This is a genomic window from Bacillus sp. DTU_2020_1000418_1_SI_GHA_SEK_038 (assembly GCF_032341175.1).
In the GTDB taxonomy this organism is placed as follows: Bacteria; Bacillota; Bacilli; order Bacillales; family Cytobacillaceae; genus Cytobacillus.
This window is the reverse complement of sequence record NZ_CP135435.1, coordinates 4,297,308-4,311,852: the sequence shown is the minus strand read 5'-3', so window position 1 is coordinate 4,311,852 and position 14,545 is coordinate 4,297,308. Positions and strand designations below refer to the sequence as shown.

The 14,545-nt window shown below is 39.6% G+C and carries 13 protein-coding genes and 1 riboswitch; of the genes, 7 read left to right on the top strand and 6 right to left on the bottom strand.

What is annotated here, in order from left to right:
• The first annotated feature begins 115 nt into the window (after nucleotides 1-115).
• The gene (locus RRV45_RS21315; RefSeq protein WP_315666646.1) at nucleotides 116-505 is read left to right on the top strand and encodes a GNAT family N-acetyltransferase; all 390 of its coding nucleotides are present in this window, start codon (nucleotides 116-118) and stop codon (nucleotides 503-505) included.
• 132 nt (nucleotides 506-637) lie between these two features.
• Here the strand turns inward: RRV45_RS21315 and deoD are convergent, their stop codons facing one another.
• Together deoD and RRV45_RS21305 are read right to left on the bottom strand one after the other, a co-directional pair.
• Nucleotides 638-1,342, bottom strand: coding sequence for a purine-nucleoside phosphorylase (gene deoD / locus RRV45_RS21310; protein ID WP_315666645.1), 705 nt, complete (start codon nucleotides 1,340-1,342; stop codon nucleotides 638-640).
• A 176-nt stretch (nucleotides 1,343-1,518) separates the two neighbouring features.
• Entirely contained in the window at nucleotides 1,519-2,235 is a 717-nt protein-coding gene (locus tag RRV45_RS21305; protein ID WP_315666644.1) for a Crp/Fnr family transcriptional regulator, read from the bottom strand.
• 171 nt (nucleotides 2,236-2,406) lie between these two features.
• Between RRV45_RS21305 and RRV45_RS21300 the strand changes: the two genes are divergently transcribed.
• The 6 genes from RRV45_RS21300 (at nucleotide 2,407) to RRV45_RS21275 (ending at nucleotide 10,330) form a co-directional block, all read left to right on the top strand.
• Complete coding sequence (locus RRV45_RS21300; protein ID WP_315666643.1) at nucleotides 2,407-3,441, top strand: BMP family lipoprotein; 1,035 nt, start codon at nucleotides 2,407-2,409, stop codon at nucleotides 3,439-3,441.
• 89 nt (nucleotides 3,442-3,530) lie between these two features.
• Entirely contained in the window at nucleotides 3,531-5,060 is a 1,530-nt protein-coding gene (locus tag RRV45_RS21295; protein ID WP_315669121.1) for an ABC transporter ATP-binding protein, read from the top strand.
• Nucleotides 5,053-6,123: an ABC transporter permease gene (locus tag RRV45_RS21290; RefSeq protein ID WP_315666642.1), complete on the top strand. Its 1,071-nt coding sequence runs from the start codon at nucleotides 5,053-5,055 to the stop codon at nucleotides 6,121-6,123. Before RRV45_RS21295 ends, RRV45_RS21290 begins: the two co-directional genes overlap by 8 nt.
• A gap of 3 nt (nucleotides 6,124-6,126) precedes the next feature.
• Nucleotides 6,127-7,077 carry an ABC transporter permease gene (locus RRV45_RS21285; protein WP_315666641.1) on the top strand — a complete coding sequence of 317 codons (951 nt, stop codon included), beginning with the start codon at nucleotides 6,127-6,129 and terminating at the stop codon, nucleotides 7,075-7,077.
• A 362-nt stretch (nucleotides 7,078-7,439) separates the two neighbouring features.
• On the top strand, nucleotides 7,440-8,726 hold the full coding sequence (locus RRV45_RS21280) for an NCS2 family permease (protein ID WP_315666640.1): 1,287 nt from the start codon (nucleotides 7,440-7,442) through the stop codon (nucleotides 8,724-8,726).
• A 182-nt stretch (nucleotides 8,727-8,908) separates the two neighbouring features.
• A complete protein-coding gene (locus RRV45_RS21275; RefSeq protein ID WP_315666639.1) occupies nucleotides 8,909-10,330 on the top strand; it encodes a tetratricopeptide repeat-containing diguanylate cyclase in 1,422 nt (473 codons plus the stop codon).
• Nucleotides 10,331-10,372: 42 nt separating this feature from the next.
• Here RRV45_RS21275 and dapA read toward each other — a convergent pair whose 3' ends face one another.
• The 4 genes from dapA to RRV45_RS21255 all read right to left on the bottom strand — a co-directional run bounded on the left by dapA (nucleotide 10,373) and on the right by RRV45_RS21255 (nucleotide 14,088).
• The gene (dapA, locus tag RRV45_RS21270; protein WP_315666638.1) at nucleotides 10,373-11,257 is read right to left on the bottom strand and encodes a 4-hydroxy-tetrahydrodipicolinate synthase; all 885 of its coding nucleotides are present in this window, start codon (nucleotides 11,255-11,257) and stop codon (nucleotides 10,373-10,375) included.
• Between the two features lie 291 nt (nucleotides 11,258-11,548).
• Nucleotides 11,549-11,728: riboswitch (Lysine riboswitch) on the bottom strand.
• Nucleotides 11,729-11,830: 102 nt separating this feature from the next.
• Entirely contained in the window at nucleotides 11,831-12,574 is a 744-nt protein-coding gene (locus tag RRV45_RS21265; RefSeq protein ID WP_315666637.1) for an amino acid ABC transporter ATP-binding protein, read from the bottom strand.
• Nucleotides 12,575-12,588: 14 nt separating this feature from the next.
• Nucleotides 12,589-13,245 (bottom strand): amino acid ABC transporter permease, encoded by a 657-nt coding sequence (locus RRV45_RS21260; protein ID WP_315666636.1) that lies wholly within the window; start codon nucleotides 13,243-13,245, stop codon nucleotides 12,589-12,591.
• A gap of 69 nt (nucleotides 13,246-13,314) precedes the next feature.
• A complete protein-coding gene (locus tag RRV45_RS21255; protein ID WP_315666635.1) occupies nucleotides 13,315-14,088 on the bottom strand; it encodes an amino acid ABC transporter substrate-binding protein in 774 nt (257 codons plus the stop codon).
• Between the last annotated feature and the right edge of the window lie 457 nt (nucleotides 14,089-14,545).

Genomic DNA, 14,545 nt, shown 5'->3' with positions numbered 1-14,545 from the left:
TCAATTTTCCATATGAATATGTAAAGTTGTCATAAAACACTGAAAAAGGGCGATTCATTTGCTAGGAATAGACAAGCTCTAAGAAGGGAGAATTTATTGGCAATAGGAGATGAGAATGATGGATATTACAATTTCTCAAGTGACCTTCCGCGAAATCACCCCAATCATTCCGTATATTAAGCAAGCAAAAATGAAAATCGGGTATACAGAAAATACAAGCTGGATTGCGGCTAAAAATGGGGATGAGCTCGTTGGTGTAGTTGGTTACACGGTTTACCCCGAAGTTATTTTATACAGAACAGATTTTGTGAAAAGGAATTATCGTGGGCGTGGGATTTATAAGCTGTTGTTTGCTGAAAGGGACAGGCTTGTATCAAAGCTTGGGTCAAAAACAGTAATCGCGTATTGTACGAAATATTCTCTAGGTTATTATTTAAATAATGGATTTAAAGAAATTAGAAAGCTGAAGAAAGTTACTTATGTTGAAAGGGTAAAGCCAATATAGATAGAAGACGATTTCTAAGAGGGTGTCAGTTTTATTTAAGAGCCGTACGAAAATCTTAATGTACGGCTCGATATGCTTTGGTTTAAGAATAATCAGTCGAGTTAAGGTTTAGAAAAAAATTTCTAAAACATTTTAGACTGTTACCGCCTCTAAAGCCACTTCAATCATGTCATTAAAGGTGGTTTGTCTTTCTTGAGCTGTTGTTTGCTCGTGTGTAATGATGTGATCACTTACAGTTAAAATAGATAAAGCTTTTACGCCGAATTTGGTTGCTAAATAATAAAGTCCAGCCGTTTCCATTTCAACAGCAAAAACACCTAATTTTCCCAGTTTTAAAAATGTTTCCGTATCGTCTGTATAGAAAAGATCAGAAGATAAAACATTTCCCACATGAAGATTAAGGCCCTTTTCAACGCCAATTTCGTACGCGCTTTTTATTAATTCGAAATTCCCGATTTGTGGAAAATCATATCCAGGAAAATCATTGCGGATAATTGCTGAGTTTGTTGCAGCCGCTTGAGCAATGATGACATCACGAATTTTTACATCCTCTTGAATGGCTCCGCAAGTGCCAATGCGAACAAGATTCTTTGCGCCATAATCTTTAATTAATTCATGAATGTAAATGGATGCTGATGGCATACCCATCCCTGTTCCTTGTACGGAAACACGTTTCCCTTTATATGTTCCAGTGAAGCCGAGCATACCTCTCACTTGGTTATAGCAAACGGCATTTTCTAGAAAAGTCTCAGCAATGTATTTGGCACGAAGCGGATCTCCTGGCAGTAATACGGATTCTGCAATTTCTCCAACTTTTGCCTCGATATGAAAACTCATATATCTTCCCTCCAAAATTCTTTCGTTCGAAAGCGATTCCAAAAAATCATAACATAATAAAATTTTGCGTTCTGTTAAAAGGGTAACGACAAAAATGTGAGCCAGTTCACAAAAAAAACGTTAAACGCATAACTGAATTACTATTACTCATTTGCTATATTTGATTTGCTGCTAGACTAAAGAGAATTCCACTTGCGAAGTGAAGGGGTCTCTTCAGTTTCATTACATATCAATTCTAGTTTGTCTTTTTCAAGGAGATAAAAATACTTATCGTGTACATCAATAAGGCCCTCATTTTGAAAATCACCTAGGGTTTTGGAGATGGATTCTCTTGTCACACCAAGCATGTTTGCTAGTAAGGATTGATTTACTTTCAGGTCTATTTTGTAACCGTTATCACACGGTTTTCCAAAATTGTAAAATAAATCAATGAGTAAATTTGCAACCTTCGTGCGGACATCATAGAAGGTTAAATATCGAACGAGCCGATTCAGGACACGGGTCCTCTCGGCAAGAATCATATAGGCTTTTCTGAGGACTGATGGGTATTTTTCCACAATATTTAAGAAATCATTCCTGGAAATAAGCCAGGTTGAAACATTCTCTATAGCTTCAATCGATGAGATCCGGTGTTGATCGTTGGAAAGTGCTTCTGTCTCACCAATAATATCTCCAGGCATTGTTATACCAAGGACAATTTCCCTGCCTTCATGTATACGGCAGACTTTTGCCATTCCTGAGCGAATGATATAAATCTCATCACTTTGGTCATTTTCAAACATTAGAACATGGTTTTTTTTGAAAAGACGCTCTTTAAATAAAGGAGTGATTTTAGATAATTCATTCTCGGGAATATCTGAGAAAATGGCACAGTCTGTGATTTTGGTAATCAAAGAAATCCAACCTTTCAGTTCATTGTTTCTGCTTTTTTTGAATGATAATGAACATTATACCATGGGAATTAAAATAAAAAATTTGTTGAAAAGGGAAGAATACTTTGGATTTAGACCAATGAGTTGGACAAAATAATCGAGAGTATTTTCAAAACTAAAGGAGGAAGTAAAATGAAAAAAGTTATGGGTAAAATCCTGCCATTAATATTAATTCTTACCCTTGTTCTTACAGCATGTGGACAAAAGGATAATGCAAACGATAATGGCACAGAAAATGGTAATAATGAGGGAGTAAAAAAGCTAAAGGTTGGGATGGTTACTGATTTAGGAAGTGTAAATGATAAATCATTTAACCAAAGCGCTTGGGAAGCGCTGCAAAAATTAAATAAAGACTACGGATTTGAAGTGAAATACTTAGAGCCAAAAACCGATGCTGATGTTATGCCAAACTTATTGCAATTTGTTAAAGGCGGTTATGACTTAACTTGGGCAACAGCCTTTACACTGGCAGATGCGGTTACACAGCTGGCTAACGAGAATCCTGATGCTAAATTCGGGATCGTTGACTCGGATATCATTGTGCCGAATGTGGCAGCAGTAGCATTTAAGGAACAAGAAGGGGCATTCCTTGTAGGGGTAATTGCTGGTCTGACAACAAAAACAAATAAAATTGGTTTTGTCGGCGGGATGGAAATTCCGGTCATCAAACGTTTTGAGGCTGGTTTTAGAGAAGGAATTAAAGCTGTTAATCCAGATGCGAAATTGATTGTGAACTATACAGGTTTATTCAACCGTGTTGATATGGGGAAATCAGCAGCATCAACGATTTATAACGATGGCGCCGATATTATTTTCCACGCGGCAGGGCTAACAGGAAATGGTGTCTTTAATGAAGCAAAGGAACGCAAAAGCAAAGGCGGGGACGTTTGGGTTATTGGGGTAGATAAAGACCAAAGCTTAACATTTGGAGACGATGTTACATTAACTTCAATGATTAAAAAGGTTGATGAAGCCGTTTACCAAGTTTCAAAAAGCTTAGCTGAAGACAATTTCCCAGGCGGAAAAGTGACGTTAATGGGTTTAAAAGAGAATGGTGTGGATATCGCCCCAACCTCTAATAAAAACGTAGCCCCAGAAGTACTTGAAAAGGTAGAGGAATATCGCCAAAAAATTATTAATGGTGAGATTGTCGTGCCTGAAAAATAAAAGCAATTTTTAGGGTTGTCTTAAAAGCAGAGGGTCAGCCTCTGTCATAGACAGCCCCAAAATTTTTTAGGGAGTGTATCCGTTTGACAATGACTGATAGTGTACTCGAATTGAAGGGGATCACGAAGCGTTTTCCAGGAGTGGTTGCCAATGATTCCATCAGCTTTCAATTAAAACGCGGCGAAATACATGCCTTGCTAGGGGAAAATGGTGCGGGGAAATCTACCTTAATGAGCATTGTATTTGGATTATATCAGCCTGATGAGGGCGAAATCTATGTAAATGGCAAGCCTGTCGTCATGGATAACCCCAATAAAGCGATTGAGCTGGGGATCGGAATGGTCCATCAGCATTTTAAACTCGTTGAGCCCTTTACGGTAACTGAAAATATCATTTTAGGGATGGAACCGAAGAATGGCGCAAAGATTGATATTAAAGGGGCTAGTAAGAAGGTTAAAGAGCTCTCTGAAAAATACGGTCTTGATGTGGATCCAATGGCAACCATTGAGTCCATTAGCGTGGGGATGCAGCAGCGTGTCGAGATCATTAAAACTCTTTACCGTGGTGCTGATATTTTAATTTTTGACGAACCAACCGCTGTTCTGACTCCTCAAGAAATCGGTGAATTGCTTGAGATTATGAGACGCCTTGTAGCAGAAGGAAAGTCCATTATTTTAATTACCCATAAATTGAAGGAAATTATGGAAATTGCCGATGCTTGTACGATTATTCGAAGAGGAAAAGTGATAGAAAGCCTGCAAGTAGCCCATTCAAATCCGCAGGAATTAGCGGAAAAAATGGTTGGAAAAGCTGTTAATTTTAAAACAGAGAAACAAAAAGCTATTCCTAAAGATGTTTTATTAGATGTGAAAGATCTAGTTGTAGCTGGAGAGAAAGGAAGAAACGCTATAAACCATCTTTCCATTTCTCTGCGCGAGGGCGAAATTGTCGGAATTGCAGGTGTAGACGGGAATGGCCAAACAGAGTTAATCGAGGCTCTGACAGGCATGCGACCGATTCAATCTGGAGACATTCTTTTAGAAGGCAAAAGTATGGTCAATCAATCGCCTCGCACGATTTCCGAGGCAGGTGTATCGCATATTCCTGAGGACCGGCATAAACATGGACTTATTCTTGATTTCAGCGTTAGCGAAAATGCGATCCTGCAAACGTATTATCAAAAAGAGATGAGTCCAAATGGATTTATTAATAAGAAGGCAATGGATGAATTATCTACACGGTTAGTGAAAGAATTTGATATTCGCACACCTGGAATTGAGACGAAGGTTCGCTCGATGTCGGGTGGAAATCAGCAAAAGATTATCATCGCCCGAGAAATTGAGAGACAGCCAAAAGTGTTAATTGCCGCACAGCCAACACGTGGTCTCGATGTAGGCGCGATAGAGTTTGTACATAAGCAGCTTATTTCCCAGCGCGATCAAGGGAAAGGGGTGCTTCTCATCTCGTTTGAGCTAGAAGAAATCCTCAATGTAGCTGACCGAATTCTCGTATTATTCGATGGTGAAATTGTTGGCGAGACGACTCCTGAAACAACGAGTGACCAAGAATTAGGCTTAATGATGGCAGGAAAACATGAAGGAGGGAGCATGAATGGATAAATTGTATAAAGGACTCAAAAGTGAATCATTATTGATCCCTTTCGTTGCCATTATTGTGGGCTTACTCCTTGGTGCTATCATCATGTTAATCGGCGGCTATGATCCTGTCTTAGCTTACCAATCTTTAGTAACAAAGATTTTTGGAAGCAGCTACGATATTGGCGAAGCCATTCGGACAATCATTCCGCTTGTCATGAGCGGCTTAGCTGTTGGAATCGCCTTTCGGTCAGGATTGTTTAATATCGGGGTCGATGGGCAAATTGTCATGGGGGCTCTAGGGGCGCTTATTATTGGGACGCAGCTGAATCTTCCTCCTTTTTTACATGCAACATTATCGGTGTTATTTGGTGCGTTGCTTGGCGGACTATGGGGTGCTTTAATTGGATATATTAAGGCGAAAAGAGGGATTAATGAAGTTATTACTTCCATCATGTTTAACTTTATTGCCCTATACATTAGCCAATTCTTTATTCGTTTATTTATGGCGCAAGAAGGCACACAGCGCTCTGAAATGATTAAAGAATCTGCAAGCATTCAGATTAGCTGGCTTTCTCAATTGATGGGCGGCGCAAGGATGCATTGGGGCTTTGTGCTTATGATTGCTGCTGTTATCTTTTATTCTGTTTATTTAAATAAAACGAAGTGGGGCTATGAGCTTCGCGCGGTTGGCCAAAGTCAGCATGCCGCATTTTATGCAGGGATGAAAGTGCCGAATGTCGTTGTCCGGGCGATGTTTATTTCTGGTGTGTTTGGCGGTTTAATTGGCACCTTTGAAGTGTTAGGCGTCTTTAAATATGTTGCCATTAGCTCAACTACTTCAGGTATCGGCTTTGATGGAATCGCTGTTGCTATTTTAGGCGGCAATACCGCTCTTGGTGTACTGCTATCTGGTATTTTAGTAGGGGCACTCACTTACGGATCTCAAGGAATGAGCTTCGGGGCAAATGTACCTGGAGAAATTATTCGTATGGTCATTGGATTTATCATATTCTTCGTTGCTGCACCGGGAATTGTGAAGACATTCTTCCCTTCAGTGAAAAAGAAGTCTAAAAAGGAGGCGTAGCATATGGAAGTCATCGGAAATCTCCTTAGTGGAATGTTGGTCTTTTCTACACCATTTATTTTTGCGGCACTAGGAGGACTCATATCAGAACGATCAGGTGTCATTAATATTGGACTTGAAGGATTCATGGTATCAGGTGCTTTCTTTTCAGCGATTATCGCTTACTATGCCGAAACGGCAGGATTAGGATCTCTTTCTCCTTGGATTGGCTTAGTAGGGGCATTCGTTTTTACGGTCATTTTCTCGCTTATTCATGCCCTTGCTACGATTAAATATAAAGCCAATCAAGTTGTGAGCGGGGTAGTTATTAATATTCTTGCGGCAAGCACAACCTTCTTTTTTGTGAAAATGATTTTCTTTGGTTCAGCAGAAACACCAATGTTAGCAAATGTTTTTCATAAGATAAGGATTCCTTATTTAAGCGATATTCCTTTTATCGGGAAAGTGATTTTTTCTGCCTATCCAACAACTTATCTTGCCATTCTATTAGTTATTGTTATTTTCTTAATACTATTTAAGACACCAAGCGGTCTGAGGCTGCGTGCAGTGGGTGAGCATCCTAGTGCTGCTGATACAGCGGGAATTAAAGTGAACCGGATCCGTTATACTGCGGTGTTGTTAAGCGGTTCTCTTGCTGCTCTAGGCGGAGCGACCATTGTTCTGACGTCTAACAGCAACTTTGCCTTTAATACGATTTCAGGTCAAGGGTATATTGCTCTTGCCGCTGTTATTTTTGGAAAATGGCATCCTGTAGGGGCGATGCTCGCTGCCTTATTCTTCGGATTAGCCCAGGCAGTAAAGGACCAATTCCAAATATTAGAGTTTGCTGCTAAGGTTCCAACCGAGTTTTTCTACATGCTTCCTTATTTGCTGACATTGCTTGTTCTTGTTTTTACAGGAAAAGCACGTGCACCGAAGGCATTAGGGGAACCTTATGATGTTGGAAAACGTTAAGCAATATAAATTATAATTGAAAGCTGGAGGTCGGATAGACATCCAGCTTTTTTAGAATATAAGAAAGTATAACTTTTCTCGAATTTGAGAAATGTCTAGCTCCAGCGCCTACCCCCAACGTACAGGACGTACTAGTGTCGACAATGCGACAGGACGTCGCGTTTTTGTCGACCTCGAGCTCACAAGCCAATCCTGAAAGGTAGAGCTCACCTTACCGTGAGGCTCGTCTTGTGCTAGTCGGGGGTGGGCACAAAGGAAAGCTTCTGCGAATAAACATCGCAGGAACAATTGTCCTTTGATTGTTCCGAAGGCGCTTGCGCTTTTCTTAATACTGGCTTTTTTTAGAAAGAAGTGATTGACTCTTGTTAAAACAATTGAATCAATGGTTTCACCTTCAAGAAGAACATACGAGTGTCCGGACAGAGATGGTTGCTGGTCTGACCTCATTTATTACGGTAGCCTATATCATAGTTGTGAACGGTGCGATTTTGAATATTGCCGGCATGCCTTATGAAGCGGTCACTCTTGCCACGGTGATTTGCTCCTTCATAGGCTGTATGTTATTAGCCTTTTGGGCAAATTCTCCACTAATCATCGTTCCAGGGATGGGGGACAATGCCTTTTTTGTATTTACCCTTGTGTTATCTTTCGGTCTAACTTGGCAGCAGGCTTTAGCCGTTGTTCTTATTGCAGGAATTGTTTTTGTGATAACGACAACTTCGAAAGTTGCTGATTATTTATCAAATTCTATTCCGATGTCTATGATTCATGCCATGACGGCAGGGATTGGCTTATTTATAGCATTTCTAGGTTTGAAAAATGGCGGTGTGATCGTAGCAAATGAGGGAACCTTTGTAGCGCTGGCGAAAATTAGCGATCCCCATGCTTTAACGACCCTGCTTACTCTGCTTATTCTTGTGGCCTTGTTTCAGAAAAATGTTAAAGGGAACTTTTTGATCGGAATTTTGATCGGGACAGTTATTGGAGCTTTATTTGGTATTGTCGACTTTTCAAAGTTGCGTGATTTCCAACTTTCATTTAACGGCTATCAAGAGGTTTTTTTAGCTTTTGATTTTAGCCAAATTGGAACGTTTCATTTTTGGACAGCCGTATTTTCTTTATCGATGGTCATTATTTTTCAAAATATGGGTGCCCAGCTTGGCATGCTCCCAGATAAATCGAAATTTCGCAAGTCCTTTCAAGCGCATTCCTTTTCAGTTATCGGTGCGGGCCTATTTGGCTGCAGCCCAACAACGACTGCTGCTGAGTCCGCAACAGGTATTGCCGCGGGTGGTAGAACTGGCTTAACCTCATTAACAACTGGATTGCTGTTTATACCGGCACTATTTCTCACACCGATTTTTAAAGTGATTCCTAATAGCGCGATCGCACCCGTATTGATTATTGTTGGATGTCTTATGGTCCAATCCATAAAAGAAATTCCTTTTAGCGATTTTACAGAGGCTTTCCCGGCTTATTTAATGCTGGCCATCATGCCGCTAACGTTTAATATCGCTAACGGAATTGCTTTTGGCTTTATTGCTTACCCGATCTTAAAATGGGCAACAGGCAGAAAAAAAGAAGTTACAGGAACAATGTATGTTATTGCGTTTTTCTTTCTCCTGTATTTTATATTAGGTGCTTTATAATAAATTATGTTCTAAAAACGGCCCAGTGCAGAGGAGTGATTATCACTTCTCTTTTTTCTTGTGAATAAAGTTTTTTTACAAGGAAAAAACAGGCTCTACTCTAGTTTATGAGGTATAATCTAATACATCATATAAAGAAATAACTTATACATATTTATACTCATATACTAAGGAGCAGAAATATGGAGAAAGAAGATTTAAAGCTATTACAGCAAAAAGTAACCAAACTTAGGGCCGAGGGAAAATATAAGGAAACGATTGAGGCATGCTATCATCTTCTGAAGAGCGGAAAAGAATGCAATGATTTTAAATCTATTTTAACTGCCCATATAAATCACGCTGCTTCCTATTATTGTATTGGTGATACAGAGGAAGCTTTTAATAGTATTGAAGCCTATGTTGAAGTTTGCAGCCGTTTTGGAGACGAAGCAGATCTATTACATCAGTACAATGTATTGTTTTTGCTTTATGAATATAATAAGGATTTTGCGAAGGCCAAGGCGACACTGGAGAATTGCATTGGGTTAGGAAAGAAATTAGAGAAATATAATATAGTTAGCAATGGATATAGCAATATCAGTCATGTTTTGATGGAGGAAGGCAATTATGGGGCAGCCTTAGAAGCGGGGCAAAAGGGACTAGAGGCGTCTAAATTACACAAACCTGCCAGTCCTATTCTTGAACTGAGAGTAAAGCTAAACATTGCAAAAGCTTATCTTGAGCTCAATCATTTTCATGCTTCCAAAGCACTAATTAATGAAATGATCCATGACCCCATTTTAGAATCCTTTATAAGGGAAAAGTCTCAATGCTATCATTTACAAGGCAGCTGGTATAGGAAGCAAAAAATATTTAAGGAAGCATTTGACTCTTTAACTGTTGCAAAGGAATTAGTGGAAAGCTATCGTGATTTATACCTATTAAAATCAATTCAAGAAGAGCGATGCCAATTATGTGAGCAGATGGAGGATGTTCAGTTAGGGTATCGTGTTCAAAAGGAATATATATCCTTGTTAAACGAAATTAATAAACAAGAATTAGCATTAACGGCTTTAAAGCTTGAAATTAAACATAGTATGTCTGATTTTAAAAGGAAAGCCAATACCGATTTTTTAACAGGTATCTTTAATCGAAGCTATTTAGAAACCACCTCAAAAGAGTGGTTAGAACAAGCATCTGTCAAAGATGAAAATATTGTCTGTATCTTATTTGACATCGATAATTTTAAAATCATTAATGATCAGTACGGTCACCTTTTTGGTGATGAGGTTATTAAGCAAGTAAGTAATGCTTGTTCAAAAACAATGAAGGAAAATGAGCTATTCGCCCGCTATGGCGGGGATGAATTTGTCGTATTGGTAAGGGGCGCTTCACTTGAAAGTGGCAAGAAAAGGGCTGAAGAAATGAGGGGGATTATCGGTAATGTAAAGATTGAAATGGGAGGAAACAGTGTATCCATAACATCCAGTATGGGGGTTACGGATAACTTAGACGGAAAAGTACGATCATTTCAAGAACTATTCCATCATGCAGATCTCGGACTTTACGAGGCCAAAAAAAGCGGAAAAAATAACGTTTGTGTTAAGTTAGCCGATAAGGAATAACAGAAGCCCGCTCCTAACCTAAGGTGCGGGCTCTTCTAATGATCAAGCATTTACTGGCTGAAGTGTTTGCAATACTTCCTGCAATGCAGTCATTTCCGTATTATTTAAAGGAACCAATGGAAGCCGGACTCCGCCAACCTGAATGCCTTGCAGATTAAGAGCAGCTTTTACCGGTGTTGGATTTGGAGCATTAAATAAAGCATTCATAACCGGAAGAAGCTCGCGATGGGCAGCTGCGGCTTTCTGAAGCTCACCGTTTTTAAAGCTATTAATCATGTCTTGCATTTCGTTCCCGATAATATGGGCAGCTACAGAAACAATCCCTGCTCCTCCAATAGCCAGGACCGGTAGTGTAAGGCCATCATCCCCGCTGTATAGAGTAAAGTCAGCTGGCGTCTCGCTGATGATTTGGGCCATAGTGTCTAAGTCACCGCTAGCTTCCTTAATGGCCACGATATTTTGAATTTCTGAAAGTCTTACAATGGTCTCAACTGACATATTCACAACGCTTCGTCCCGGAATATTGTATAGCATGATCGGTAAAGACGTTGCTTCAGCAATCGCTTTAAAATGCTGATACATGCCTTCTTGAGATGGTTTGTTATAGTATGGAGCAACAAGCATGATGCCATCCACTCCAGCCTCCTCAGCCTTTCTAGTCAGGCTAATGGAAGCTCTTGTATTATTCGATCCTGTACCAGCTATGATAGGAACTCTGCCGTTAGCTGCCTCAACAACAAACTTAAATAGAGCCACTTTCTCTTCCTCTGTTAAAGTTGGCGACTCACCAGTCGTACCTGCGACAACTAACCCATCAGACCCATTCTCGATTAAATAGTTAACTAAATTTTTTGTCGCTTCAAAATCAACCTCACCGTTATGATCAAATGGCGTAACCATTGCTGTAAGTACTTGACCAAAATTCATAACTTCACACACCCTTTTTTTAAAATGATAAGAAAGTTTAAGTTTTCTCGAGTTTGAGAACTGTCTAGCTCCAGCGCCTACCCCCTCGAGGTCATAAGCCAATCTACCCTGAAAGGTAAAGTACACCTTTCCGTGTAGATCGTCTTATGCTTGTCGGGGGTGATCAAGGCGCTTCCGCTTTTCTTATTAAAAAGTAGAGGTGATAGGGCCTATTTAAAACTAAACGCAAAAAAGCAACAACGAGGGACTCGCTGCTGCTATAGAAACAATAGTGTGGAAATTCACCGTTTCTTGTGCGATAGCCCTCCATATAGTCTCTCCTATATGACAGTCCTGTATTTATTCAACACAGGCCCAGCTTTAAGAACATGAGATTCCTAAAACTTCGGCAAATTCCCCTTTCGACAATCATCATAGGGTCTCATTATCCTCCGATTGTGTACTGATGGTCTTTGCGCCTCTATCCTCACTTCAAAAAGTTCTTGAAATAAGAAATTATTTAATTGTATTCCATGTTAACTGAAAGTTTCCTTAATTGCAAGACATATTTAGAAATGTTTTTCCAGAAGCTTACTATAGCACTCGATTCAAGAATGCTTTTGTCCGATCAAATTGAGGGTTGGAGAATAGTTGATCCGGATGGCCGGACTCCGCAATTTCTCCGTTATCCATAAACAGAACTTGATTGGCGACTTCTTTAGCAAAGCCCATTTCATGAGTAACGACTATCATCGTCATTTGCTCTTCAGCAAGTTTTTTCATTACTTGCAGCACTTCACCAGTTAATTCAGGGTCTAGAGCTGACGTAGGCTCATCAAACAGAAGAATTTCAGGCTCCATCATTAAGGCTCTAGCAATAGCAACCCTTTGTTTTTGTCCGCCTGAGAGGTTTCCAGGATACACGCCTGCTTTATCAGCTAACCCAATCTTCTCGAGAATTTCCATGCTGCGCTTCTGAAGGGATTCCGCCGTTTCCTTTTTTACCATCTTAGGAGCAATTTCTAAATTTTCTTTTACCGTTAGGTGAGGAAATAGATTAAAGTGCTGAAAAACCATACCCATTTTGGAAGTAATCCGATTCAGTTCCTGCGGTTTGGAGTACACGCCGTTCTTCACTAGATAATCACCGTCAATACAAATGCTGCCATCATCAATTTTTTCAAGATGAATCAGACTGCGAAGCATAGTGCTTTTTCCAGAACCGGATGGGCCAATGACAGCGATAACATCATTTTTTTGAACATCAAATGTAATTTGCTTTAGGACATTTAAATGACCGAATGATTTTTTTAGGTTGGATACTTCTATGATAGCCATAATATCAATCCTTCTTATTCAAATTTATAGCGCCGTTCTAGCCATTTAAATAGCACTGTTAAAATAAGCGTAATACCTAAATAAATAATACCGGCGATGAAAAACGGCACAATCGTAAAGTCGCGGTTAACAGCTGTCTGGGCAAAGTGTAAAAGCTCCGGTACAGCGACAGCATATAGCAATGCCGTATCCTTAACAAGTGTCACCGATTCATTTGAAACAGCAGGGAGCGCAATTCGGAACATTTGCGGCAGGACAATTCGTGTCGTTGTCTGCCATTTGCTTAAGCCAAGCACCTGGGAAGCCTCATATTGTCCCTTATCAATAGCCAAAAGGCCTCCACGGAAAATTTCCGCGAAATAGGCAGCATAATTCAAGATAAAGCCCAAGCAGGCAGCTACAAAACGATCAAGCACTAAATATTCCCCAATTACAGGTATTAAAGGAAGCCCGAAACAAATAAATAATAATTGCAATAGGAGCGGGGTTCCACGCATCACATAAATATAGCCTTGTGCCAACCATGAAAGCGGCTTGATCGAACTTTTAACAGCTAGAGTCAAAAGAAAGCCTAATGGAATGGACACAACGATGGCAATAATAAATAAAAGAATGGTCATCTGAGCCCCTTCAAGCATGGGCTTAATAATTGTCAGAATGTATTCCATCATGAAAGAATTCCTCCAAAAACAAAACAGGCTTTCCGAGGGAAACCCTGTTTGCTTCTATAATTTGTACGATTAATTTAGAACTTTGTCTTCACCGAACCATTTTTCTGAGATTTCAGCAGCGGTACCGTCTGCGCTTAACTCATCAAGGGCTTTTTGCAGTTCTTTTAATAATTCATCGTTGCCTTTTTTCACACCTACACCGTATTCCTCTGGTGCTAATGATTCGTCAAGGACCTTAAATGTACCCTCTTCTTGGGCCATATAATAATCAATCACGACTTCATCAATGATAACCGCATCCACACGGCCGGCCTTTAAATCACTTAGGGCAAGGACATTATCCGCGTATTCAGAAACAGACTTGATGCTGTCCTTAATCGGGTTGGCATTTAAGGCATCAGATGCAGAGGAAAGTCCTTGAAGGCCAATTACCTTCCCATCTAAATCAGCTAAAGCGCTAATGTCAGAATCTGCTTTCGTTGCAATAACCTGAGCATTCGCTAAATAAGGCTTTGTGAAAAGAACCATTTCTTTACGCTTATCAGTAATGGTATACCCATTCCAGATAAGGTCAATTCGTCCGCTGCTCAATTCAGATTCCTTTGTCTTCCAATCAATTGGCTGGAATTTAACTTCTTTCCCCATTTTTTCGACTGCAGCTTTTGCATAATCGATATCAAATCCTACAAGATTATTATCCTTATCTCGGAAGCCCATAGGAGCAAATTTATCATCAATCCCAATAATTATCTCGTTGTCTTTCGTATCAGCACTTGATGAACAGCCTGTTAAAATTGCAAACACAGTTAATATTGCTAGAATAATAGCTGAAAATCGTTTCATTAGTAGTAGACCACCTTTTGTCATAATCCTTTAGTACGTTACCATGTTATCATGATAACAAGATAAAATTAAAAAGTAAATAGAAATATTAGGAGATTTATTTTAGTAGGAAAGTATTGTTGTAGAGATTGTTGAGACCAATCAACATTATGTTGCGTTATTAGCTGAGACCAATCAAAACCCTTATGTCCATCATTAGGACTGTAAAGGAGCGTTTAGCCAGATATCCTTTGGAGTGGAAAAATGATGAAGATATGCTTTTTTGGAAGGGGAGAAAAACTCTAGCCGCAAGTATAATATTTTGAAATATAAAAATAGTCATACTATAATGTTGTTAAGTCTTAATTTTACAGGTAATATAGTATGCAATTAAACAGTGATTTCTACGGTGCGTAGCCGGAGGAATGAGGTATTGGATTCAGAAGCAGCTTGAAAAATAAAAAAGGGATCGAAGAAA